This window comes from Xanthobacter wiegelii (assembly GCF_043193855.2).
GTDB lineage: Bacteria > Pseudomonadota > Alphaproteobacteria > Rhizobiales > Xanthobacteraceae > Xanthobacter > Xanthobacter flavus_A.
The window spans coordinates 3181240-3204792 of the sequence record NZ_CM195529.1; the positions used below are offsets into that span (position 1 = coordinate 3181240).

A 23553-nucleotide genomic window follows, 5' to 3' on the forward strand; every position below is an offset into this window, starting at 1 on the left:
GCTGTCGGCGAGGCGTATGTAGCAATCCCCGCTCCCAATGGAAAGGCCACGGAGCATTATTTGTGGCCGGGCACCCCTGCCCTGTGGACGACGCATGTCTACGCGCCCTCCGCGATTGCCTGAAATTCCTTTATTCGCAAAAGGTTGAACGAAAAGGACAGGCTTCAGCCGTGGAGCCAGTAAGCGCCGGCCATGAGCACGATTTCGCCCACCACCACCCCGGCGAACACCGAACGGCGCACCAGAAGGAAGCCGGCGACGCCCGCCACCACCGAGCCGAGGCGCAGCATAAGCGGTATCTCGGCCAGCGCCCCGGTGGGCGCGAAGAGGAGCCGCGCCACCACGGCGGCCAGAAGCGCGGTCGCCACCGCCCGCACCCAGTGGAAGACGGCGCTGCCCTCCTCCACCCGGCGGCCCGCGATGACGGCAAGGGTGCGCCACACCTCCGTCGGCAGGAAGCCGAGGAGGATCACCAGCAGCAGGGCCGCGCCTTCACTCATCGGCGCGATCATCGCCGCCGCTCCAGCAGGCGACCGGCGATGAAAGCCAGCGTGCCGCCGCCGATGCCGGCAATCATCAGATCAAGCCCGCCCGCAAGGTTCAGCGTCAGCGGCATCAGGATGAAGCCGGCGGCGAGGGCCAGCCAGTCCGTCGGCAGCGTTGCGTTGCGCACCATCAGCACGGTGAAAGACAATGGCGTGAGCAGCAGCAGGCCGGCCGCGACCCATCCGGGCACCTCGCCGGCCACGGTATAACCCGCAACCGTGCCGAGGCAGCTGACGCCGATCAGCGACAGGCCGAGGCCCAGGGTGAAGGGCACGCGCCCCTCGCCCGGAAGGTGCGGCAGCATGCGCAGCCCTTCGAGCCACACGGTCATCGCCACGAAATGCGCGCAGACCAGCTCCCAGAACAGGCTGCGGCGCGGCCCGCGCATGTAGGGCGCCACGGAGACCACCATGGGCAGGAGGCGCATGGACGACAGCCCCACGGCGAGCGCGATGGCCGGCAGCGCCGTGCCCGCCGCGAGCCCGCCGATGAGGATGAGCTGCGCCGGCAGCGCCCACACGAGGAAGGTGGATGCGACGCCGGCCCCAAGGGGAAATCCCACCCCGTTGAGCACCGCGCCGAACCCGAGATAGCTCGCGAACAGCACCAGCGCGGGCACTGATACGGCCTTGCGCATTCCCATCAGGAAGTACACCGGCGGCGCATGATGCGCGGGGTGAAGGGAGGGCGGGGCGTTCACGGGAGTTCGGGTCCGGAGGCGAGAGGCAGAGGGGACACGGGTCGCCACAAGCCGGCGAACGCCTCCCAATAGCATCTCCCCCCGCAGCCGGGGAGTGATCCCGCCGCAGGGCGCCGGCGCGGGTCATGCGGGAATGACGCGGCTGCCAGAGCCGAATCTGCGGCTGGTGCGGACGGCGGGACTCGAACCCGCACGCCTTGCGGCGCAAGATTTTAAGTCTCGTGCGTCTACCGGTTTCGCCACGTCCGCGGGGCCGGGCGCACGGCCCGGCGGACGTGTCTTAGAGCATGTTTCGCGGCGGGAGTGTACCTCCTCGCCGCGCGTCGGGACGCCGGCTCAACGCCGGCCGGTGCGTTCGGCCTCGAGACGCCAGCACAGGATGGCGCCCATCATCAGGCCGCCGATGAGGCTGAGGTGCTCGACCACCACATGGAACTCGAACAGGCGCTGCTCGCCCTGCATGGTCCAGAAGGGATGGGCGATGGGGATGGTGAGCGCGGTGAACACCGCCAGCATGCCGAAGCCGAGCCAGGCCATGCGGTTGGCGATGACCATGGCCGAGCCGGCCAGCAGCACCACGATGGCGAGCGGCACGAACACCACGGCCGGCTTCACGCCGAAGAATTCGAACAGCGCGAGTGCCCCGCCGAAGTTGAACAATTTGTCCAGGCCGGCGCCCCAGAAGATGAAGGTGAGCAGCGCACGGGCGAAGATGCCGAATGCGGGGCTCGACAACAGGGCGGCGATGGGACGTGGGGTCAAGATGGCACCTGTGGGCAGTTGAGACGGCGCGCGCCTGATAGCCGGCGGCCGGCACCCGCGCGCCTGCCTCTCTTGCCGCCCGCTCTCTGAACGGCAGCTGAACCGATGTGCGCCGCCCGCCGGCGCGCCGTCCTCAGGAGGCGTCGGCGGCAACCGGGGTGATGGCGACGGATTCGCCGCAGCCGCAGGAGGACGTCTGGTTGGGATTGTTGAAGACGAACTGGGACGACACCCTGTCCGTCTTGAAATCCATCTCGGTGCCGATCAGGAAGAGCACCGCCTTGGAATCCACCACAACCTTCACGCCCTTGTCCTCGACCACCGAATCGAGCGGTGCCACCTCGGTGGTGAAGTCGAGCTTGTAGGACATGCCGGCGCACCCGCCGTTCTCGATGCCCACGCGCACGGCGGTCCCCGGCTCGGCATCGGCGAGAATCTCGCGCAGGCGCTCGGCGGCGACGTCGGTGATGCGGATCACCGGCGGCAGGCTGCGCCGGGCGGGGCGGACGGGGGGCGTTTCAGTGACACTCATGGCAAACCTCCAGACCCTGCCGGTTCAAGGTCGGCGGGCCAGCCTCCTACAAATGGTGGATGATCGCGGCAGGAGCAAGTCTCAGGATGCATCCGGGATGCCGCCCCCCTCCAAGGATGGCCGTGAGCCTGGTGAGCCGGTATTTTGCAACCATGACACCGCAACCATGACATGGGGAATTTCCGCGATTTCTCTTTTTCGCAGCGACGGTCAAGATATAGGTCTCGACACGGCGGCCTGACGCCGGCTCGAGGGGGCAGACGAAGCATGAGGGCGAAACCGGCCAGCAGGCGGTTCCGCGCGGCGACCGCGATCATGGCGGTTGCCGCGATGTGGAGCCGTGCGGCCGAAGCCCAGCCGGCCATCGCCACCGGCAGTTTCGGCAGCGCGCCGACGCTCAAGACCACCCTTATTGCCCTCGTGGTCGCCGCCGCCATTGGCGCCGCAGCCTTCATGGCCGCGCGACTGGTCGCCCGGCGAAACGCGGCGAGCGACGCGGCCGCAGGCCCGTTCAGCGCGAACGGCACGGCACATGCGCTGCCGGTGCCCACGGGCGCCGGAGGCGCCATGCGCGCCGTGCTCCTGCTGCTTGGGCTCGGCGCCATTCTTCTCGTGGTGACCGTGCTCGTCTACCAGGCCAGCGTGCAATCGGCGATCACCGATACGCGGCGCCTCCTCGCCACCCTCGCCGAGGTTCAGGTGCGCAGCCTCGCCCAGGAGCGCCAGCGGCTGGAGACGGGAGCGCTGGCGTTGGGATCGAGCCGCTTCCTCGCCGACGATGTGGCCGGCTGGCACGCCGAGCCGTCCTCCGAACGGCGTGAGCGCCTGCGCCTTCTGCTCGGCGACAGCGCGCGGGCCTTCGGCTTCGTCGGTGCCGAGCTGTGGACCAACAAGGGCGCCTTCGTGATGTCGTCCGGCCCGGAGCCCGGCCGGCCCGACATGGCGGAGATGGTGCGGCAGGTGGCGGCAACAGGCCAGTTGGCTGAGGCCCCCCCGCCCCGCGATTCCGGCCGCGCCGGCGGCTTCGCCTTCCTGGTGAACGTGCCGGTGCGCAACGCCGCGAACGAGCCTTGCTGCGTGCTGCTCCTGCAATCGCCGGCGCGGCCCGATGCCCACCCCATGCTCTCGGCGGTGTTCCGCACCGCCCGCACGGCCGAAGCGCTGCAGGTGGGGCCGGATCCGCGCGGCGGCGTGCGTGTCACCACGGCGGTCTCGCGCGATCAGGCGGCGCCGATGCCCCGGACATTCGCCGCCGACCCCTTCAGCTTCGCGGCCGGCACTGGCAACGCGGTCGGTGCCGGGACGGGCACCGATCCGTCCGGCCGCGCCGTTCTGGCGGTGCGCGTGCCAATTCCCGGCGAGCAGTCCGCGCTGGTCCTCAAGGTGGATCGCGACGAGATCCTCGGCGGCGCCCGCACCTCGGCCTTCTTCTCGGCGGCGCTCGCCTGCGCGCTGCTTCTGCTGGCGGTGGCGGTGGGGCGTGGGCTCCTGCAGAAAACCCGGATGCGCGATGCGGCGCGCGAGCTCACCGCCGCCCGCGCGGTGGGCGAGGCCGAGGCGCGCTTCCGCGCCGCCTTCGACCAGGCCGCCACCGGCATCCTCCACCTCGACCTCGACGGCACCATCCTGCGCGCCAACGACAAGGCCTGCCGCATGCTGGGCCGGCCGGCGGACACGCTTGCGGGCTTGAGCCTGTGGCAGCTGCGGGAGGCGGCCCACGCAGCCAAGGGTGCCGACGTGATCCGCCCCCTCCTCGACGGACGGGCCGCCGAGATCGAGACCGAGGAAAGCGTGGTGCGCCCGGACGGCTCGGCGATCTGGCTTGGCTTCACCTTCTCGCTGGTCCGCAATGCGGATGGCGCGGCGGACCACCTGCTGCTGGTCGCGCAGGACATCTCCGCCCGGCGCGCCGCCGAGGCGGCCCTGCGCGAGAGCGAGGAGCGCTTCGGCCTCGCGGTGAAGGGCTCGGACCAGGGCGTCTGGGATCTCGACGTCCGCACCGGCCGGCTCTACCTGTCGCAGCGGGCGCGGGAGATGCTCGGCGTCGGCCCCGATGAAGCGGTGGACGTGCGGCGTCCGTGGCACGAGATGCTGCACGCCGACGACCGGCGCAAGGTGGCGGCCGCGTGGAAGGCCTTCCTCAGGGGCGGGTCGCCGACCCTGGAACTCGACATCCGCCTGCGCCGGCCGGATGGCGCCTATCACGATTTCCGCTGGCACGGTCTCGCCGCCCGCGATGCCGCCGGCGCCATCAGCCGGACGGTGGGTCTTCTCGCCGACATCACCGGCTCCAAGCAGACCGAGCGCCACCTCCGGCTCGCGGCGGCCGTGTTCGCCAATTCCCACGACGGGCTGGTGGTGACGAACCTCAGGTCCGAGGTATCCGCCGTCAATCCCGCCTTCTCGCGCATCACCGGCTACGCCGAGGAGGAGATCCTCGGCCAGAACATGCGCCTGCTCCATTCCGGCCGGCACGACCGCGACTTCTACCGGGCCCTGTGGAGCGAGCTGACCACCGCCGGCGTCTGGCGGGGCGAGATCTGGAACCGGCGCAAGAATGGGGAAATCTTCCTCCAGCAGCTCAACATCACCACGGTCTATGACGAGAGCGGCGCGGCGCAGAACTTTGTGGGCGCCTTCCAGGACATCACCCAGAGCAAGCATTCGGAATTCGAGCTGGACCGGCTCGCCCATTACGATCCGCTGACCGACCTGCCGAACCGCACGCTCATCGCCTCGCTGCTCGACCTCGCCCTGAGCCGGCCGGGATCGCGCTGCGCCGTGCTGTTCTTGGACCTCGACCGATTCAAGACCGTCAACGACAGCCTCGGCCACATGGCCGGCGACGCGGTGCTGCAGATGGCCGCCCGGCGTATCCAGGACGGGCTGGAGAGCGGCGCCACCCTCGGCCGGCACGGCGGCGACGAATTCGTCATCATCCTGGAGGGCATCGCCGGGCCGGAGGACGCCGCAACCGTCGCCAACCGGATCATCCAGGAGATGGGCCGGCCCTTCGCCATGCCAGGGGGCGGCGAAATCTATCTCGGCGCCAGCGTCGGCATCAGCCTGTTCCCCGAGGACGCGGACACCCCGGCGACCCTGCTCCAGCACGCGGATTCGGCCCTCGCGGAAGCCAAGTCCCACGGCCGCGGCGGCTATGCCTTCTACACCCAGGCACTCACCCGCGGCGCCCGCGTGCGCATGGAGATGGAGGCGGACCTGCGCCGCGCCCTCGCCCGCGAGGAATTCGTCCTGAACTTTCAGCCGGTGGTGAATCTCGCCACTGGCCGCATCGCCGGCACCGAGGCGCTGGTGCGCTGGCAGAGTCCCACCCATGGCCTCGTCACCCCCAACCGCTTCATTCCCCTCGCCGAGGAAACCGGCCTGATCGAGCCGCTGGGCAATTGGGTGATGGAGGCCGCCTGCCGTCAGATGGCCGAATGGCTGGACAAGGGCGCCGACCTCGACTTCATCGCGGTGAACCTGTCACCGCGCCAGTTCCAGCGCGGCGCCCTGTGCGAGTTCGTGGACGACGTGCTGCGCCGCACCGGGCTGCCGCCGCACAAGCTGGAGGTGGAGATTACCGAAAACCTTCTGTTCGATGCGCGCGCCGCGGCGGAGCGCAAGCTGCGCCAGCTGAAGGAGACCGGCGTGCGCATCGCCCTCGACGATTTCGGCACCGGCTATTCCTCGCTCGCCTACCTCAAGCGTTTCCCCATCTCCAAGCTGAAGATCGACCGCAGCTTCGTGCGCGACCTGCCGCGCACGGCAGACGCGGAGATCGCCACCGCCATCATCTCCATCGCCCGGGCGCTCGGCTTCTCGGTGGTGGCGGAAGGCATCGAGGATCCGCGCCAGCACGACTTCCTGAAAGCGCGGGGCTGCGACTTCGGCCAGGGTCACCTGTTCAGCCGCGCGGTGTCCGGGGAGCGCCTGCTGCGCCTCGCGCTCAGCGGCCCTCTGGCGCCGGTGCCGACACCCGGCGCGCCCCGCGGCCCGGCGCCCCGGACCAATACGCCGGGCAGCACCTCCCTGCATTGAGGAGACGCTGCTATTCCCCGACCTTGAAGGGCATCGGGATATCTTCCAGCGAAATGATGCCGCTGGTCATGAGGTAGATGATGCCGGCGGTGACGACGAGCGCGATCAGGCTGGTGGCGATCACCTTGTAGAGCATCAGCGGACGCACCGGCGCGCCGGGATCGGTCCCGGGGACGACGTCCGCGCTCTCCGCCTGGGAGCGCACGCCCCACGGCAGCACGGCGAACAGGCTCACCCACCACACGATGAAATAGATGGCGACGACGGCACCGACCGACACGGCGTCTTCCTTGATTGGCGGCGCCAGGGTCCCGGCGCCGCGAAGGGAATTTCATGCCATCGGCCCCGGTCTGCGACCGGTGCCGCGCGGGCCGTTCCTCAGGCCTGCTCCAGTTCCACCAGCGTGCCGTTGAAGTCCTTGGGGTGAAGGAACAGCACCGGCTTGCCGTGGGCGCCGATCTTCGGCTCGCCCGAGCCGAGCACGCGGGCACCGCTGGCCTTGAGCTGGTCGCGGGCGACGATGATGTCGTCGACCTCGTAGCACAGGTGATGGATGCCGCCGTCCGGATTGCGCTCGAGGAACTTGGCGATCGGCGAATCCGCGCCGAGGGGCTCCAGGAACTCGATCTTGGTGTTGGGCAGGGTCACGAACACCGTGGTCACCCCATGCTCCACCTGCGGCACGGCGGCGGAGACCTCCGCGCCCAGGGTGTCGCGATAGAGCGCCGAGGCGGCCGCGATGTCGCGCACCGCGATGGCCACGTGATTGAGCCGTCCGATCATGTTTCCCCTCCGGTTCGTCACCGATCCATAGCGCAAGGCGCGGCACGGAGAAATACGGCCATTGGGCGCCCTCGGCTCAGCACGCGGCCAAGCGATCGCCGCGCGGGCTGTTTGGGCGTTGCTCCGCTCAGGCGCCGCGCGGGCTGTTTGGGCGTTGCTCCGCTCAGGCGCCGCGCGGGCTGTTTGGGCGTTGCTCCGCTCAGGCGCCGCGCGGGCTGTTTGGGCGTGCTCCGCTCAAGCGCCGCGCGGGCTTGGTCCGGAGGCTGCACCTCCGGACAGGCTCACACCTCAAGCACGTGGACGTGGCAGACCGGCTTCTTGCCCCAGGCCGCGTTGACGGCCGAGCGCACCGCCCGCTCCAGGCTCTCGGCCAGCGCCTCGGGATCGCGGCGGCGGGCCTTGGGAAGGTTGTCGAGGGTGGCGACCACCGTGTCGAGCACGTGATCGAGCATGTCCAAACCGCCCTCCCCGCGCTCCGGCACGCCGGTGATCTCCACGGAAGGATCGCCCGCGAGGCCGCCCTGCTTGTTCACCGCCACGGCGATGGAGATGGCGCCCACATAGCTGAGCTTGCGCCGCTCGGGGATGGCGCGCGCCCCCTCGGCCAGCAGCAGGCGACCGTCCTTGTAGAGGCGGCCGAAGGGCACGTCGTCCACCCGCTCGGCCGGGCCGGGGGCGAGGCGGATGACGTTGCCGTCATAGCAATTCACCACCTCCGGCACGCCCATGCGGCGGGCGAGCAGCGCGTGCTCGTGCAGGTGCAGCGCCTCGCCATGCACCGGGATCGCCACTTCAGGGCGGATCATGCGGTACATCTCCTCCAGTTCGCCCCGCCGGGGATGGCCGGAGACGTGGACGAGGGCGGTGCGATCGGTGATGACCTCCACCCCGCGCTTGATGAGCGCGTTGACGATGTGGTTCACCACCTTCTCGTTGCCGGGAATGGTACGCGAGGAAAACACCACCTGATCGCCCGGCGACAGCGCGATCTCGGGATGATCATCGTCGGCGATGCGGCGCAGCGCGGCGCGCGGCTCGCCCTGGCTGCCGGTGAGGATGGCCACCACGCGCTCGCGCGGCAGGTATCCATAGGCATCCGCGCCCCGGAAGGCGGGAATGCCGTCCAGCAGCCCCTGCTCACGGGCGACGCCGACGACGCGCTCCAGCGCCCGGCCCACCAGCACCACCTCGCGCCCGTTGGCATAAGCCGCCTCGGCGATGCCGCGGATGCGGGCCACGTTGGAGGAGAAGGTGGTGAAGGCGATGCGGTGCTTCGCCTTGGCGACGATGGCCTTCAGCGAGGCTCCCACATCCGCCTCGGACGGGGAGATGCCGTCGCGGATGGCATTGGTGGAATCGCAGATGATGGCGCGCACGCCCTCGTCGCCCAGCGCCTTCAGCCGCGCAATGTCGGTGGCCTCGCCGACGAGGGGCGTCGGGTCGAGCTTCCAGTCGCCCGTATGGACCACCAGACCCGCCTTGGTGCGGATGGCGAGGGCGTGGCTGTCCGGGATGGAGTGCGAGACCGGCACGAATTCGACGCTGAACGGCCCGATCTGTATCGGCTGGCGCGCGCGCACGACCTCGATGGGCAGTTCGGAGGGCGCGCCCGGCTCGCCGGCCCGCTTCGCTTCCAGAAGGCCGGCAGTGAAGCGGGTGGTGTAGATGGGGCACTTCAGGCGCGGCCACAGGTCCAGCACCGCGCCGATATGGTCCTCATGACCATGGGTCAGCACGAGGCCGGCGATCCTCTTGCGCTCGGTTTCGAGGAAGCGGATGTCGGGCAGCACGAGGTCCACGCCCGGCGCCTCCTCCCCCGCGAAGCTCATGCCGAGATCGACCACGAGCCATTCCCGCGCCTTCTTCGGGCCGAAGCCATAGAGGCCGAGGTTCATTCCGATCTCGCCCACGCCGCCGAGGGGCGCGAAGACCAGTTCATCCGTGGGTGCCATCAGGGGGTCACTTCCAAACGCGGCGCCCGGCGCGCCGGCGCGAGCGCGTGCCGGCGAGCGCATGACGCGCCAAACAGAAACAGCCCCGCGACGCGAGGCTCAGGAAAAGGCGGGCGGTCGTATGATGGGGTCCCGCCCCCGCAATGCAAGCCTTCCAGGCCCGGCCGCGACGATCAGTCGGGCTTGCCGAGGGAGACATCGCCCGCGGTGATGATCTCGGCCACGCCGTCCCGACGCCGCAGCATCATGGCGCCGCGGGTGTCGATATTCTCGAAACGCCCGACCACCTCGCGCTCGCCGATCTTCACGCTTACCTGGTCACCCATGCCAAGCGCATGACGCATCCAGTCCGAGCGGATGGCGGGGAAGCCGGCGCCGGCGTTCCACTGGTTGAGGCGGACCGCCATGGCCAGGTCGAGGGCCTCCAGCATCCGGTCGGGCGCGGTGGGCGCGCCGAGGGCTTCGAGGCTGGTCGCCTTGTAGGGCAGGTCCTCGGGATGGTGCAGGCAGTTGACGCCGAAGCCGATCACCGCCGCCGGGCGGCCGTTCGGGTCGGTGCCGCCTTCCACCAGAATGCCGGCCACCTTGCCGCCATCGATCAGAAGGTCGTTCGGCCATTTGAGCTTCATCTGCTCGGCCGCGATCTGCGGCGCGGCGGAGACGACCGCATCCCGCAGCGCGAGGCCGGCGACGAAGCAGAGCTGGGCGAGATTCGCCACCGGCGCCGGATTGGGCAGCACCAGCGTGGCGAAGAGATTGCCCAGCTCGGACGTCCACGGCCGGCCGCGGCGTCCCCGCCCGGCCGTCTGGATGTCAGACACCAGCCAGACCGGGAAGGTCTCGCCGCGCTGCAGGCGCGCCATCCCCTCGGCGTTGGTGGAGCCGATCTGGGTGAAGCGGACGATGGGAACCGTGGAACCCTGGAATTCGTAATGAGCCATCGTCTCAGAAGAGCGAACGGGCAGCGGCACTCGCAGCCTCAATGAGAGGAGCGGGATAGACGAAATAGAAGATCGTGAAAAGGCCGCTCACCGCCAGAACCGCCTTCAGCTCGGTCGGCATGGGGTCGAAGGCGTCCACCGGCTCGTCGAAATACATGATCTTGACGACCCGCAGGTAATAGAAGGCGCCCACCACCGACGCGAGCACGCCCACCACGGCGAGGCCGTAGAGGCCGGCCTGGATGGCGGCGACGAACACGTAATATTTGGCGAGGAAGCCCGCGAGCGGCGGGATGCCGGCCAGCGAGAACATCAGCGCGCCCAGCATCAGCGCCATCAGCGGATTGCGGCGGGCAAGACCGGCGAGGTCTTCCACCGTCTCCACGGCCTGGCCCTTGCGGCGCATGGTGAGCACGCAGGCGAAGGTGCCGAGCGTCATCATCAGATAGATCGCCATGTAGACCAGCACGCCGCGCACCCCCTCGGTGGTGCCGGCGGCGAGGCCCACGAGGGCGAAGCCCATGTGGCCGATGGACGAATAGGCGAGCAGTCGCTTGATGTTGCGCTGGCCGATGGCGGCGAAGGCGCCGAGCACCATGGAGGCGAGCGAGACGAAGGCGACGATCTGCTGCCACTGGTGGGAGACGTGGGGGAAGGCCTCGATGAGCACGCGCACGAAGATGGCCATGCCGGCGACCTTCGGGGCGGAGGCGAAGAAGGCGGTGACCGGGGTGGGCGCGCCTTCATAGACGTCTGGCGTCCACATGTGGAACGGCACGGCCGACACCTTGAAGCACAGCCCCGCCACCAGGAACACGAGGCCGAAGATGAGGCCGATGCTCGGCTCCTTCGCCACGGCGGCGATCTGCAGGAAGTTCACCGAGCCGGTTAAGCCGTAGATCAGCGAGGCCCCGTAGAGCAGCATGCCCGAGGAGAGCGCGCCGAGGACGAAATACTTCAGGCCCGCCTCGGTGGAGCGCACCGAGTCGCGATTGATGGCGGCCACCACGTAGAGCGAGAGGCTCATCAGTTCGAGGCCGAGATAGAGGGCGATGAGGTCGCCGGCCGAGACCAGCATGAACATGCCGAGCGTGGCGATCACCACCAGCACCGCATATTCGAACTTCGCCTGCTTCTCCCGGGCCTGCCAGTCCACCGACATGATGAGGGAGACCAGCGCGCCGATGGAGACCAGCACCTTCATGAAGCGGCCGAAGGCATCGATCACCAGCGAGCCGTTGAAGGCGGAGACTTCGGTGCCCGGCTGCAGCAGCACCAGCACGCCCGCCGCGGCGAGCACCGCGATGGCAAGCCCGGTGACCAGATTGGCCGAGCCCTCCCCGCGGAACGCGCCGATGAGGATCAGCACGATGGCCGAGACGGCGAGCACCAGTTCCGGCAGGACCGCGCCGAGGGGAGGCAGGAGCTGCGACATGAGGCGTCCTCGAAAATCAGAAGCTCAGCAGCAGGGCGGTCTTCACCGCGCCCGCCACGGAATCGGTGCGCGCGACGACCGCGTTCACCGCATGGGATGTCATGTTGAGGATGGGCGCGGGCCACACGCCGAACAGGATGGTGAGGATCACCAGCGGGACCATGATGACGATCTCGCGGGGCGAGAGGTCGGCCATGGACTTCAGCTTCTCCTTCTCCAGCGGGCCAAACACCACGCGCCAGTAGAGCCAGAGCGCGTAGGCCGCCGAGAAGATGACGCCGGTGGCCGCGAAGAAGGCGACCCAGGTGTTGCGCTCGAAGGCGGCGAGCATGGTGAGGAATTCGCCGACGAAGCCCGAGGTGCCCGGCAGGCCCACGTTCGCCATGGTGAACACCATCAGCACCGTCGCGTAGAGCGGCATGCGCTTCACGAGGCCGCCATAGGCGGCGATTTCGCGGGTGTGCAGCCGGTCGTAGATCACGCCGACGCACAGGAACAGCGCGCCCGAGACGAAGCCGTGGGAGATCATGAGGAACATGGCGCCCTGGAGGCCCTGCTCGTTCATGGCGAAGATGCCCATCGTCACGAAGCCCATGTGGGCGATGGACGAATAGGCGATGAGCTTCTTGATGTCCTCCTGCACCAGCGCGACGAGCGAGGTGTAGATGATGGCCACCACCGACAGGGTGAACACCATAGGCGCGAAATAATGGCTCGCCTCCGGGAACATGGGCAGCGAGAAGCGCAGGAAGCCGTAGCCGCCCATCTTCAGCAGCACGCCCGCCAGGATGACGGAGCCGGCGGTGGGCGCCTCCACGTGGGCGTCGGGCAGCCAGGTGTGCACCGGCCACATGGGCATCTTCACCGCGAAGGAGGCGAAGAAGGCGAGCCAGAGCCAGAACTGCATGCCCGACGGGAAGCCGAACTGCATCAGGGTGGGCACGTCCGTCGTGCCGGCCTTCCAGTACATGGCCATGATGGCGAGCATCATCAGCACGGAGCCGGCCAGCGTGTAGAGGAAGAACTTGAAGGCCGCGTAGATGCGGCGCGGCCCGCCCCACACGCCGATGATGAGGAACATCGGGATGAGGCCGCCCTCGAAAAAGAAGTAGAAGAGGACAAGGTCGAGGGCCGTGAAGGTGCCGAGCATCATGGTCTCGAGCACCAGGAAGGCGATCATGTATTCCTTCACGCGCTTATGCACGCTCTCCCAGGAGGCGAGGATGCAGAAGGGCATGAGGAAGGTGGTGAGGATGACGAAGGGCAGCGAGATGCCGTCCACGCCCATGTGATAGGACGCGAGATCGCCGAGCCACGCCTTCTTTTCCACGAACTGGAAGCCGGGCGCCGAAGCGTCGAAGCCCGGCAGCAGCAGCAGCGACACCAGGAAGGTGACGAGCGTGGTCCACAGCGCCACCCAGCGGGCGTTGCGCGCGGACACCTCGTCGTCGCCCCGCACCACGAAGATGAAGAGCGCCCCGACCAAAGGCAGGAAGGTGACGACGGAGAGGATGGGCCAGTCGGTCATCGTCACACTCCGGCGAACATGAACCAGGTGATGAGGGCCGCGACGCCGATCAGCATCACGAAGGCGTAATGGTAGAGGTAGCCGGTCTGCAGCCGCACCACCCCGCGGGTGATGTCGAGCACGCGGGCGGAGACGCCATCCGGGCCCAGCCCGTCGATGATGGTGCCGTCACCGCGCTTCCACAGGGTGCGGCCGAGCCAGAGGGTCGGGCGCACCAAGAGGAAGTTGTAGATCTCGTCGAAGTACCACTTGTTCAGCAGGAACTGGTACAGCGCGTCCTGCGACTTCGCGAGCTGCGCCGGCACCTTCGGGTTCACGATGTAGAACCAGATGGCGAACAGCGAGCCCACCACCATCATCACCGTGGGAGCGAAGGCCGCCCAGCCGGGGATGTCGTGCATGGCGTGCAGGATATGGTTCTCCGCGCCCATGAAGATGGAGTGGCGGAAGAAGTGCTCCACGCCCTCGCCCACGAAGATGTTCTTGAAGGCGATGCCGGCGAACAGCGCGCCCAGCGAGAGCACGCCGAGCGGAATGGTCATCACCAGCGGGCTCTCGTGCGCGGCCTCATAATGATGATGGTCGTGCGGGTGACCCCAGAAGGTGAGGAAGATGAGACGCCACGAGTAGAAGGCGGTGAGCGCCGCGGCGATCACGGTCATCCAGTAGCCGTAGACGTGGAAATAGTTGTGGCTCGCATAGGCCGCCTCGATGATGGCGTCCTTGGAGTAATAGCCGGCGAGGAACGGGAAGCCGGTGATGGCCAGCGTGCCGATCACCATCGTCCAGTAGGTGAAGGGGATCTTCTTCCTCAGGCCGCCCATGTGCCGCATGTCCTGCTCATGGTGCATGGCGTGGATGACCGAGCCGGCGCCGAGGAAGAGCAGCGCCTTGAAGAAGGCATGCGTGAGCAGGTGGAACATTCCGATGGAATAGGCGCCCGCGCCCATGGCCACGAACATGTAGCCGAGCTGGGAGCAGGTGGAATAGGCGATCACCTTCTTGATGTCGTTCTGCACCAGGCCGACCGTGGCGGCGAAGAAGGCGGTGGTCGCGCCCACCAACATCACCACGTTGAGCGCAGTCTGCGACAATTCGAAGATGGGCGACATGCGCGCCACCATGAACACGCCGGCCGTCACCATGGTGGCGGCGTGGATGAGGGCGGAGACCGGGGTCGGTCCTTCCATCGCGTCCGGCAGCCAGGTGTGCAGCAGGAACTGGGCCGACTTGCCGCACGCGCCGACGAACAGCAGCAGCGCGATGACGGTCGGCGCATCCCAATTGTGGCCGAGGAAGGAGATGGTCTTGCCCGCAAGGCCCGGGGCGGCGGCGAACACCTCCTCGAAGGCGATGGAGCCGGTCATCACGAAGATGGCGAAGATGCCCAGCATGAAGCCGAAGTCGCCCACGCGGTTCACCACGAAGGCCTTCATGGCCGCCGCGTTGGCCGAGGGCTTCTCGTACCAGAAGCCGATGAGCAGATAGGAGGCGAGGCCCACGCCCTCCCAGCCGAAGAACAGCTGGAGAAGATTGTCCGCCGTCACCAGCATGAGCATGGCGAAGGTGAACAGCGACAGATAGGCGAAGAAGCGCGGCCGGCTCGGATCCTCGTGCATGTAGCCGATGGAGTAGAGGTGGACGAGCGAGGACACGGTGGTGACGACGATCAGCATGATCACCGTCATGGTGTCGATGCGGAACGCCCAGTCGACCTTGAGGTCGCCCACGTAGATCCACTTCATCACCTGCACGCGGGTGTCGTGGTCGCCGAAGCCGACTGCGAAGAAGGCGATCCAGGCGAGCAGGCACGCGACGAACAGGAACGAGGTGGTCACCACCTCGCTGGCGCGGTCACCGATCTTCTTGCCGAACAGGCCGGCGATGAGGAAGCCGAGAAGGGGGAGGAAGACAATCGCCTGATACATGGCCTCAGCCCTTCATGGCGTTGATGTCCTCGACGGCGATCGAACCGCGGTTGCGGTAGAACACCACGAGGATGGCGAGGCCGATGGCCGCCTCGGCTGCGGCGACGGTGAGCACGAGCAGCGCGAACACCTGGCCCGTCAGATTCCCGAGGAAGGCGGAGAACGAGACGAGGTTGATGTTCACGGCGAGCAGGATCAGCTCCACCGACATGAGGATGACGATGACGTTCTTCCGGTTGAGGAAGATGCCGAGCGTCCCGAGCGTGAACAGGATCGCCGCGACGGTCAGATAGTGGGAGAGACCAATGTCCATGCCCATCCCCCTCAGAGGCCCTGGCCGGGACGCACCTTCACCACCTCGATGGTGGAGGAGCGCGTCACCTGAGCCGTGATGTTCTGCCGGCGCACGTTCACCTTGTGGCGCAGCGTGAGCACGATGGCGCCGATCATGGCGACGAGCAGCACGAAGCCGGCGGCCTGGAAGAAGTAGATGTAGTCCGTGTAGAGCACGGCCGCGATGGCGCGCACGTTGCTCTCGGTGGCGATGCCGCCCGGCGCGGACTGGACCGCGGAGGCGACCCCCGGCCCGGTCGCCCAGGCGCCCACCACCAGCACCAGCTCGGCGAGGAAGATGAGGCCCACCATCACGCCAACCGGCAGGTACTGCAGGAAGCCCTGGCGCAGCTCCACGAAATCCACGTCGAGCATCATCACGACGAAGAGGAAGAGCACCGCCACCGCGCCCACATAGACCACCACCAGGATCAGCGCGAGGAACTCGGCGCCGATGAGGATGAAGAGGCCCGCCGCGTTCACGAACGCGAGGATGAGGAACAGAACCGACTGCACCGGGTTGCGGGAGGAGATCACCATGAAGGCGGACGCCACCAGCACGAAGGCGAAGAGATAGAAAAACGCTGCCGCGACGCTCATGCGCGTAGCCCCCCTGCCCGCGGCGCGCCCGCGCCGGTCATGTCCGGCCCCGCAAGGCGGCCGGCCCCTGTGATGTGCTGACGCATCCCGAAAACCCGACGCATCCCGAAAGTCCGATCTTGGGCGCCGCGCGTTGCCGCACGTCGCCGGTCCCGTTCCAGAAGACCGGCAGGATGCCGGCCGTGTTCGTCTCGCCGCTCAGCGGTAGGGCGCATCGAGTGCGATGGACCGCGCGATCTCGCGCTCCCACCGGTCGCCGTTCGCGAGCAGCTTTTCCTTGTCGTAGTAAAGTTCCTCGCGCGTCTCGGTGGCGAACTCGAAGTTCGGTCCCTCGACGATCGCATCCACCGGGCATGCCTCCTGGCAGAAGCCGCAATAGATGCACTTCACCATGTCGATGTCGTAACGCGTCGTGCGGCGGGTGCCGTCATTGCGGCGCGGGCCGGCCTCGATGGTGATGGCCTGCGCCGGGCAGATGGCCTCGCACAGCTTGCAGGCGATGCAGCGCTCTTCCCCGTTGGGATAGCGGCGCAGGGCATGCTCGCCGCGGAAACGCGGCGAGAGCGGGCCCTTCTCGAAGGGATAGTTCAGCGTCGCCTTGGGCTTGAAGAAATAGCGCATGGCGAGGAAGAAGCCCGAGACGAGCTCCGTGAGAAAAATGGCGCGCGCGGCCTGATCGAGCTTCACAGGCGCTCTCCCCGAAGGCTGTGCGGAAGGGTGGAGGGACGGTTCATCGCGGTGCCGTCCCAGTGAAGTGCAGCACGCCCGCGACCACCACCACGGCGACGAGGGAGATCGGCAGGAACACCTTCCAGCCGAGCCGCATGAGCTGGTCGTAGCGATAGCGGGGCACCATGGCCTTGGCCATCGCGAACAGGAAGAACATGAAGCAGAGCTTGATGACGAACCACACCAGCCCCGGCACCCAGGTGAAGGGCGCGAACGGGATGGGCGAGAGCCAGCCGCCGAGGAACAGGATGGTCCCCATGGCGCACATGGTCATGATGGCCACGTACTCGCCCAGCATGAACAGCAGGTAGGGGGTCGAGCCGTATTCCGTCATGAAGCCCGCCACCAGCTCCGATTCCGCTTCCACGAGGTCGAAGGGCGGGCGGTTCGTCTCGGCCAGCGCCGACACGAAGAAGATGACGAACATGGGCAGCAGCGGCAGCCAGTACCAGCCGAGGAAGCCGAAGCGGCCGTTCTGCGCCTCGACAATCTCGGAGAGGTTCAGCGAGCCGGCGCACATCAGCACGGTGATGATGACGAAGCCGATGGAGACCTCGTAGGACACCATCTGCGCCGCCGAGCGGAGCGCGGCGAGGAAGGGGTACTTCGAGTTCGAAGCCCAGCCGCCCATGATGATGCCGTACACGCCGAGCGACGAGATGGCGAAGATGTAGAGCACGCCGACGTTGAGGTCCGCGATCACCCAGCCCGGCGCGATGGGCACCACCGCCCAGGCGGCGAGCGCGAGCACGCAGGTGACGAGCGGGGCGAGCAGGAAGATCGCCTTGTTGGAGCCCGACGGGATGGTCGGCTCCTTCAGCACGAACTTCAGAAGGTCGGCGAAGGATTGCAGGAGGCCGAACGGCCCCACCACGTTGGGACCGCGGCGCAGTTGCACCGCCGCCCAGATCTTGCGGTCCGCCAGCAGGATGAAGGCGATGAAGATCAGGAGCGCCACGAGCAGCGCGAGGCTCTGCCCGAGGATGATGAGCACCTGGATGAGGGTGTCCTGCCAGTTCATGTCCGCGTTTCCGTGAAGCTCGCAGCCGTCCGGTTCACCGTGCCCATCGCCTACTCCGCCGCTTCCGCCGCCGCCGCAAGGCGCAGCGCGGAGCATTCGGCCATCACGGCGGAAGCCCGCGCGATGGGGTTGGTGAGGAAGAAGTCCTCGATCACCGGCGCGAACGCCGCCTTGTCCACGCTGCCGCCGGCGCCCGCAAGGGTCGCCACCGCGCCCGCGTCCGCCACCGCCGCCTCGTCGATATGGCCGAGGTGGGGATAGGCCGAAACGAGCTGCGCGCGCAGCGCCTGCATGTTGTCGAAGGGCAGCGTCTGGCCCAGCACCTCGGACAGCGCCCGCAGGATCGCCCAGTCCTCGCGCGCCTCGCCGGGCGGGAAGGCGGCGCGGTTGGCGAACTGCACCCGGCCTTCGGTGTTCACATAGATGCCCGACTTCTCGGGATAGGCGGCGCCGGGCAGGATCACGTCCGCCCGGTGGGCGCCGCGATCGCCATGGGTGCCGAGATAGACGACGAAGGCGCCGGGGGCGACCTCCACCTCATCCGCGCCCATCAGGAAGGCCACGTCCAGCGCGCCGGGGGCGGTCATGGCCGCCACGTCCAGCCCGCCGGGCCCGGGCACCGCGCCCACGTCGAGCGCGCCGACGCGGGAAGCCGCGGTGTGCAGCACGCCGAAGCCGTTCCAGCCGTCCTTCACCGCGCCCACCGCAACCGCCACGCGGGCGGCCAGCGAGAGCACCGCCGCGCCATCCGGCCGCGCCAGCGCGCCCTGGCCGACGATGACCAGCGGCCGCTCGGCCTTGCGCAGGATATCGCCGAAGGCGGACGAGCCGGCGAGATCGGCGAGGCTGTCGGGGCCGGCGCCGAGATAATCATAGGCGTAGGTGAGGTCCACCTTGGCGCCGATGAGGCCCACCTTCAGCCCGCCCTGGCGCCAGCGCTTGCGGATGCGCGCATTGATGACGGAGGCCTCGTGCCGCGGGTCGGTGCCCACGAGAAGGATGGCGTCCGCCTGCTCGATGCCGGCGATGGTGGGGTTGAACACATAGGTCGCGCGACCCAGCGCCGGATCGAGCTTCGCGCCGTCCTGGCGCGCGTCGATGTTGGCGGAGCCGAGCTTGCCCATCAGCGTCTTGAGGGCGAACACCTCTTCCACGCTGGCGAGATCGCCGACGATGGCACCGACCTTCGCGGGGGTGGTGGCCTTCACCTTGGCGGCGATGGCGGCGAACGCCTCGCCCCAGGAGGCGGCCACGAGACGGCCATCCTTGCGCACATAGGGGCGATCGAGCCGCTGGACCTTCAGTCCGTCCCACACATAGCGGGACTTGTCGGAGATCCACTCCTCGTTCACGAGGTCGTTGTTGCGCGGCAGGATGCGCATGACCTCGCGGCCACGGGTGTCGATGCGGATATTGGAGCCGACCGCATCCATGACGTCGATGGACTCGGTCTTCACCAGTTCCCACGGCCGGGCATGGAACTGGTAGGGCTTGTGGGTCAGCGCGCCCACCGGGCAGAGGTCCGCCACGTTGCCCTGCATCTCGGAGCGCATGGCGTGCTCGAGATAGGTGGTGATCTCCATGTCCTCGCCGCGGCCGATGGCGCCGAGGTCCGGCACGCCGGCAACTTCGGTGGAGAAACGCACGCAGCGGGTGCACTGGATGCACCGGTTCATGGAGGTCTTGACCAGCGGGCCGATATATTTGTCTTCCACGGCCCGCTTGTTCTCGGCGAAGCGCGAGGTGTCCGCGCCGTAGGCCATGGCCTGGTCCTGCAGGTCGCACTCGCCGCCCTGATCGCAGATCGGGCAATCCAGCGGGTGGTTGATGAGCAGGAACTCCATCACCCCTTCGCGCGCCTTCTTCACCATGGGGCTCTTGGTGAGCACCACGGGCGGCTCGCCGTTGGGGCCGGGGCGCAGGTCCTTCACCGCCATGGCGCAGGACGCCGTGGGCTTGGGCGGACCGCCCTTCACTTCCACCAGGCACATGCGGCAGTTGCCCGCGATGGACAGCCGCTCATGGAAGCAGAAGCGCGGAATCTCGACGCCCGCCGCCTCGCACGCCTGGAGCAGCGTGTATTCGGCAGGTACATCGACCTCGGTTCCGTCGACGACGATCTTCGCCATCACTTCCACCTCACCTTGAACCGCGCCGGGCGCGGCCGGAGCCGGACGCACGGCGTCCGCTCCCTGAGACAACTCCCCTCCCCGCCCGTCGCGTCGGCGCGCCCGGCGGGGTGCTCTTCACTCCGCCGCCACCGGAACCACCGGTTCCGGATGCGGGTTGGCGGCATACTGGTCGATGCGCGCCTCGATCACATGACGATAGTGCCGGATGAGGCCCTGCACCGGCCACGCGGCGGCATCGCCAAGCGCGCAGATGGTATGGCCCTCGATCTGGGTGGTGACTTCCAGCAGCAGGTCAATCTCGCGCTTCTGGGCGCGGCCCTCGGCCATGCGGTTGACCACCCGCCACATCCAGCCGGTGCCCTCGCGGCAGGGCGTGCACTGGCCGCAGCTCTCATGCTTGAAGAAGGCGGAGATGCGGGCGATGGCCTTGATGATGTCGGTGGACTTGTCCATCACCAGCACGCCAGCGGTGCCGAAGGACGACTTCACCGCGCGGGTGCCGTCGAAGTCCATGATGAGGTCTTCGCACTGCTCGCCGGGGATCACCGGGCACGACGCGCCGCCGGGGATGATGCCGAGCAGATTGTCCCATCCGCCACGGATGCCGCCGCCATGCTTCTCCACGAGCTCCTTGAAGGGGATGCTCATGGCCTCCTCGATCACGCAGGGCGTGTTGACGTGGCCGGCGAGGCTGAACAGCTTGGTGCCCACGTTGTTCGGCCGGCCGATGGAGGAGAACCAGGCCGCGCCGCGCCGCAGGATGGTGGGCGCGACCGCGATGCTCTCCACGTTGTTCACCGTGGTGGGGCAGCCGTAGAGGCCCATGTTCGCGGGGAACGGGGGCTTCAGGCGCGGCATGCCCTTCTTGCCCTCGAGGCTCTCCAGCAGCGCCGTTTCCTCGCCGCAGATGTAGGCGCCCGCGCCGTGATGCACGTAGAGATCGAAGGGATAGCCGTGGACGTTGTCCTTGCCGATGAGGCGCGCCTCATAGGCCTGGTCCACCGCCGCCTGCAGGCGCTCGCGCTCGAAGATGTATTCGCCGCGGATGTAGATGTAGGCGGCGTGGGCGCCCATGGCGAAGGAGGCGATCAGGCAGCCCTCGATCAGCGTATGCGGATCGTTGCGCATGATCTCCCGGTCCTTGCAGGTGCCGGGCTCGGATTCGTCGGCGTTCACCACCAGATAGTGGGGGCGGCCATCGGACTGCTTGGGCATGAAGGACCACTTCATGCCCGTGGAGAAGCCGGCGCCGCCGCGGCCGCGCAGGCCGGACGCCTTCATCTCGTTGATGATCCAGTCGCGGCCCTTCTCCAGGATGGCCTTGGTGCCGTCCCAGTTGCCGCGCTTGAGGGCGCCCTGAAGACCGAAGTCGTGGAAGCCGTAGAGATTGGTGAAGATGCGGTCCTTGTCGGCGAGCATGGGCCTCACTCCTCCGGATCGCGCACGCCGGTGCCGGTCTTCACCGGCTCACGGTCGGAACCTGTAACGGACGGGCTGGAGGCCTGCGCCTCCGCGGCGACGGCCTCGCGCTTCTCGCGGGTGTCGGCGCCGTCGGCCGCCTTCTCCTGGGCCGCCGCGACGGCGCCCATGGGATCGGCCGGGCTTCCCTCGGCGGCACGGTGACGGCCGGCGGAGAGGAGATCGGGCGTCTCGGCGGTGGCCGCAGCCGGAGCCGGCGCGTCGGGCGCGGACGGCTCGGTGCCGGGCACGGTGGTGGCGAAGGCATAGAGCGCGGGATCGAGCAGCACGCGCGGGCCGCCCTCGGGCTCGGAGCCCCTGCGGGAATTCTGCGGCCCCACCTTCACCGGGCGGCCGGCGGCGAGATCGTCGAGCAGCTTCTCGAAAGTCTCGGGGGTCAGGTCTTCGTAATAATCGTCGTTGATCTGCACCATGGGCGCATTGGTGCAGGCGCCGAGGCATTCCACCTCAAGCCAGGAGAAGGTGCCGTCGGCGGACACGTGCCGCTCATGGCCGATCTTCTTCTCGCAGACGTGCTTGATGGCTTCCGCGCCGCGCAGCATGCAGGGCGTGGTGCCGCACAGCTGCACGAAATACTTCCCCACCGGCTCAAGGTTGAACATGGTGTAGAAGGTGGCAATCTCCAGCACGCGGATGTTCGCCATGCCGAGGCGCTCGGCGACCGCGCGGATGGCGGGCTCGGGCAGCCAGCCGCCGGCGGCCTTCTGGGTTTCCCACAGAAGGGGCACCACGGCGCTGGCCTGCCGGCCTTCCGGATACTTGGCGATCAGCTTCTGCGCGATGGCCTCCAGCTCCGGCGGGAAGCTGAAGCTCTCGGGCTGCTCGGCGGCGAGGCGGCGGACGGACATGGTTCAGATCCCGGAAGAAGCCGCGCGCAGGCCGCACGCGAGCATCGGGCAAAGGGCGAGCGGAAGGCGGGCCATCAGCGGTCCACCTCCCCGAACACGATGTCGAGCGAGCCGAGCACCGCGGAGACGTCGGCCAGCATGTGGCCGCGATTGAGGAAGTCCATGGCCTGCAGATGCGCGAAGCCGGGAGCGCGGATCTTGCAGCGATACGGCTTGTTGGTGCCGTCCGAGACGAGATAGACGCCGAACTCGCCCTTGGGCGCTTCCACCGCGGCATACACGTCGCCTTCCGGCACGTGGAAGCCCTCGGTGTAGAGCTTGAAGTGGTGGATGAGCGCCTCCATGGAGCGCTTCATCTCCGCCCGCTTCGGCGGCGCGATCTTGTGGTCCTGGGTGTGGACCGGACCGGATTCCTTCAGCAGGCGCTCGACGCACTGCTTCATGATGTAGGTGGACTGGCGCATCTCCTCCATGCGGACGAGATAGCGGTCGTAGCAGTCGCCGTGCTTGCCCACCGGAATGTCGAAATCGAGTTCCGAATAGCATTCGTAGGGCTGGGAGCGGCGCAGGTCCCACGCCGCGCCGGAGCCGCGCAGCACCGGGCCGGAGAAGCCCCAGGACAGCGCCTCTTCCACCGACACCACGCCGATGTCCACGGTGCGCTGCTTGAAGATGCGGTTGTTGGTGACGAGGGCGTCGAGGTCCGCCACCAGCTTCAGGAACGGGTCGCAGAAGGCGCCGATGTCTTCCACCAGCGCGCGGGGCAGGTCCTGGTGGACGCCGCCGGGCCGGAAATAGGCGGCGTGCATGCGGCTGCCGGAGGCGCGCTCATAGAAGATCATGAGCTTCTCGCGCTCCTCGAAGCCCCACAAAGGCGGGGTCAGCGCGCCCACGTCCATGGCGAACGTGGTGACGTTGAGGAGGTGGGAGAGCAGGCGCCCGATCTCGGAATAGAGCACGCGGATGAGCTGGCCGCGCCGGGGCACCTCGATGCCCAGCAGCTTCTCCACCGCGAGGCAGAAAGCGTGCTCCTGGTTCATCGGCGCGCAATAGTCGAGCCGGTCGAAATAGGGCACGGCCTGAAGGTAGGTCTTGGCCTCGATCAGCTTCTCGGTGCCGCGATGGAGGAGGCCGATGTGCGGGTCCACCCGCTCCACCACCTCGCCATCCAGCTCCAGCACGAGGCGCAGCACGCCGTGCGCCGCAGGATGCTGCGGGCCGAAATTGATCTGGAAGTTGCGGACCTTGTCCGCGGGCTTCATC

At 68.0% G+C, this 23553-nt stretch carries 20 protein-coding genes and 1 tRNA gene; 1 reads left to right on the forward strand and 20 read right to left on the reverse strand.

Features of this window, described 5'->3' with window-relative positions; translation table 11 throughout:
- Positions 1-164 precede the first annotated feature (164 nt).
- From V5F63_RS14755 to V5F63_RS14775, 5 genes are all read right to left on the reverse strand, one after another.
- Positions 165-512, reverse strand: a complete 348-nt coding sequence (locus tag V5F63_RS14755) for an AzlD domain-containing protein (RefSeq protein ID WP_209483384.1) — start codon at positions 510-512, stop codon at positions 165-167.
- Positions 509-1246, reverse strand: coding sequence for an AzlC family ABC transporter permease (locus V5F63_RS14760; protein WP_394031155.1), 738 nt, complete (start codon positions 1244-1246; stop codon positions 509-511). The genes V5F63_RS14755 and V5F63_RS14760 overlap by 4 nt, the downstream gene beginning before the upstream one ends.
- A 164-nt stretch (positions 1247-1410) precedes the next feature.
- Positions 1411-1495 (reverse strand) — tRNA-Leu (locus V5F63_RS14765).
- A gap of 87 nt (positions 1496-1582) precedes the next feature.
- Positions 1583-2008 carry a DoxX family protein gene (locus tag V5F63_RS14770; protein ID WP_394102816.1) on the reverse strand — a complete coding sequence of 142 codons (426 nt, stop codon included), beginning with the start codon at positions 2006-2008 and terminating at the stop codon, positions 1583-1585.
- 133 nt (positions 2009-2141) lie between these two features.
- Positions 2142-2540: a HesB/IscA family protein gene (locus V5F63_RS14775; RefSeq protein ID WP_209483398.1), complete on the reverse strand. Its 399-nt coding sequence runs from the start codon at positions 2538-2540 to the stop codon at positions 2142-2144.
- A gap of 315 nt (positions 2541-2855) precedes the next feature.
- Between V5F63_RS14775 and V5F63_RS14780 the strand changes: the two genes are divergently transcribed.
- On the forward strand, positions 2856-6581 hold the full coding sequence (locus V5F63_RS14780) for a sensor domain-containing protein (protein WP_394102815.1): 3726 nt from the start codon (positions 2856-2858) through the stop codon (positions 6579-6581).
- Between the two features lie 10 nt (positions 6582-6591).
- Here V5F63_RS14780 and V5F63_RS14785 read toward each other — a convergent pair whose 3' ends face one another.
- The 15 genes from V5F63_RS14785 to V5F63_RS14855 form a co-directional block, all read right to left on the reverse strand.
- A complete protein-coding gene (locus V5F63_RS14785; RefSeq protein ID WP_209483401.1) occupies positions 6592-6861 on the reverse strand; it encodes a DUF1467 family protein in 270 nt (89 codons plus the stop codon).
- 98 nt (positions 6862-6959) lie between these two features.
- Positions 6960-7364, reverse strand: a complete 405-nt coding sequence (gene mce / locus V5F63_RS14790; RefSeq protein ID WP_209483403.1) for a methylmalonyl-CoA epimerase — start codon at positions 7362-7364, stop codon at positions 6960-6962.
- 281 nt (positions 7365-7645) lie between these two features.
- Complete coding sequence (locus tag V5F63_RS14795) at positions 7646-9316, reverse strand: ribonuclease J (protein WP_394031162.1); 1671 nt, start codon at positions 9314-9316, stop codon at positions 7646-7648.
- A 173-nt stretch (positions 9317-9489) separates the two neighbouring features.
- Positions 9490-10257 carry a biotin--[acetyl-CoA-carboxylase] ligase gene (locus tag V5F63_RS14800; protein WP_209483407.1) on the reverse strand — a complete coding sequence of 256 codons (768 nt, stop codon included), beginning with the start codon at positions 10255-10257 and terminating at the stop codon, positions 9490-9492.
- Between the two features lie 4 nt (positions 10258-10261).
- Positions 10262-11692, reverse strand: coding sequence for an NADH-quinone oxidoreductase subunit NuoN (gene nuoN / locus V5F63_RS14805; RefSeq protein ID WP_394102814.1), 1431 nt, complete (start codon positions 11690-11692; stop codon positions 10262-10264).
- 16 nt (positions 11693-11708) lie between these two features.
- On the reverse strand, positions 11709-13220 hold the full coding sequence (locus V5F63_RS14810; RefSeq protein ID WP_209483412.1) for an NADH-quinone oxidoreductase subunit M: 1512 nt from the start codon (positions 13218-13220) through the stop codon (positions 11709-11711).
- A 2-nt stretch (positions 13221-13222) separates the two neighbouring features.
- Entirely contained in the window at positions 13223-15148 is a 1926-nt protein-coding gene (nuoL, locus tag V5F63_RS14815) for an NADH-quinone oxidoreductase subunit L (RefSeq protein ID WP_394102813.1), read from the reverse strand.
- A gap of 4 nt (positions 15149-15152) precedes the next feature.
- Complete coding sequence (gene nuoK / locus V5F63_RS14820; RefSeq protein WP_024278575.1) at positions 15153-15461, reverse strand: NADH-quinone oxidoreductase subunit NuoK; 309 nt, start codon at positions 15459-15461, stop codon at positions 15153-15155.
- Between the two features lie 11 nt (positions 15462-15472).
- Positions 15473-16081 (reverse strand): NADH-quinone oxidoreductase subunit J, encoded by a 609-nt coding sequence (locus V5F63_RS14825; protein ID WP_394102812.1) that lies wholly within the window; start codon positions 16079-16081, stop codon positions 15473-15475.
- Positions 16082-16279: 198 nt separating this feature from the next.
- Positions 16280-16768, reverse strand: coding sequence for an NADH-quinone oxidoreductase subunit NuoI (nuoI, locus tag V5F63_RS14830; RefSeq protein ID WP_024278573.1), 489 nt, complete (start codon positions 16766-16768; stop codon positions 16280-16282).
- A 43-nt stretch (positions 16769-16811) separates the two neighbouring features.
- On the reverse strand, positions 16812-17831 hold the full coding sequence (gene nuoH / locus V5F63_RS14835) for an NADH-quinone oxidoreductase subunit NuoH (RefSeq protein ID WP_209483418.1): 1020 nt from the start codon (positions 17829-17831) through the stop codon (positions 16812-16814).
- Positions 17832-17881: 50 nt separating this feature from the next.
- Positions 17882-19960 carry an NADH-quinone oxidoreductase subunit NuoG gene (gene nuoG, locus V5F63_RS14840; protein WP_394102823.1) on the reverse strand — a complete coding sequence of 693 codons (2079 nt, stop codon included), beginning with the start codon at positions 19958-19960 and terminating at the stop codon, positions 17882-17884.
- Between the two features lie 117 nt (positions 19961-20077).
- Positions 20078-21382 carry an NADH-quinone oxidoreductase subunit NuoF gene (gene nuoF / locus V5F63_RS14845; protein ID WP_029558860.1) on the reverse strand — a complete coding sequence of 435 codons (1305 nt, stop codon included), beginning with the start codon at positions 21380-21382 and terminating at the stop codon, positions 20078-20080.
- Positions 21383-21387: 5 nt separating this feature from the next.
- Positions 21388-22290 (reverse strand): NADH-quinone oxidoreductase subunit NuoE, encoded by a 903-nt coding sequence (gene nuoE / locus V5F63_RS14850; protein ID WP_245327177.1) that lies wholly within the window; start codon positions 22288-22290, stop codon positions 21388-21390.
- 74 nt (positions 22291-22364) lie between these two features.
- Positions 22365-23552 (reverse strand): NADH-quinone oxidoreductase subunit D, encoded by a 1188-nt coding sequence (locus V5F63_RS14855; protein WP_209489746.1) that lies wholly within the window; start codon positions 23550-23552, stop codon positions 22365-22367.
- Between the last annotated feature and the right edge of the window lies 1 nt (position 23553).

Bases quoted from the DNA above. Each gene is read 5' to 3' on its own strand.
- V5F63_RS14755 (WP_209483384.1), bottom strand. From the start codon at position 512: ATGATCGCGCCGATGAGTGAAGGCGCGGCCCTGCTGCTGGTGATCCTC.
- V5F63_RS14775 (WP_209483398.1), bottom strand. From the start codon at position 2,540: ATGAGTGTCACTGAAACGCCCCCCGTCCGCCCCGCCCGGCGCAGCCTG.
- V5F63_RS14780 (WP_394102815.1), top strand. From the start codon at position 2,856: ATGGCGGTTGCCGCGATGTGGAGCCGTGCGGCCGAAGCCCAGCCGGCC.
- mce (WP_209483403.1), bottom strand. From the start codon at position 7,364: ATGATCGGACGGCTCAATCACGTGGCCATCGCGGTGCGCGACATCGCG.
- V5F63_RS14795 (WP_394031162.1), bottom strand. From the start codon at position 9,316: ATGGCACCCACGGATGAACTGGTCTTCGCGCCCCTCGGCGGCGTGGGC.
- V5F63_RS14800 (WP_209483407.1), bottom strand. From the start codon at position 10,257: ATGGCTCATTACGAATTCCAGGGTTCCACGGTTCCCATCGTCCGCTTC.
- nuoN (WP_394102814.1), bottom strand. From the start codon at position 11,692: ATGTCGCAGCTCCTGCCTCCCCTCGGCGCGGTCCTGCCGGAACTGGTG.
- V5F63_RS14810 (WP_209483412.1), bottom strand. From the start codon at position 13,220: ATGACCGACTGGCCCATCCTCTCCGTCGTCACCTTCCTGCCTTTGGTC.
- nuoL (WP_394102813.1), bottom strand. From the start codon at position 15,148: ATGTATCAGGCGATTGTCTTCCTCCCCCTTCTCGGCTTCCTCATCGCC.
- nuoK (WP_024278575.1), bottom strand. From the start codon at position 15,461: ATGGACATTGGTCTCTCCCACTATCTGACCGTCGCGGCGATCCTGTTC.
- V5F63_RS14825 (WP_394102812.1), bottom strand. From the start codon at position 16,081: ATGAGCGTCGCGGCAGCGTTTTTCTATCTCTTCGCCTTCGTGCTGGTG.
- nuoH (WP_209483418.1), bottom strand. From the start codon at position 17,831: ATGAACTGGCAGGACACCCTCATCCAGGTGCTCATCATCCTCGGGCAG.
- nuoG (WP_394102823.1), bottom strand. From the start codon at position 19,960: ATGGCGAAGATCGTCGTCGACGGAACCGAGGTCGATGTACCTGCCGAA.
- nuoF (WP_029558860.1), bottom strand. From the start codon at position 21,382: ATGCTCGCCGACAAGGACCGCATCTTCACCAATCTCTACGGCTTCCAC.
- nuoE (WP_245327177.1), bottom strand. From the start codon at position 22,290: ATGTCCGTCCGCCGCCTCGCCGCCGAGCAGCCCGAGAGCTTCAGCTTC.
- V5F63_RS14855 (WP_209489746.1), bottom strand. From the start codon at position 23,552: ATGAAGCCCGCGGACAAGGTCCGCAACTTCCAGATCAATTTCGGCCCG.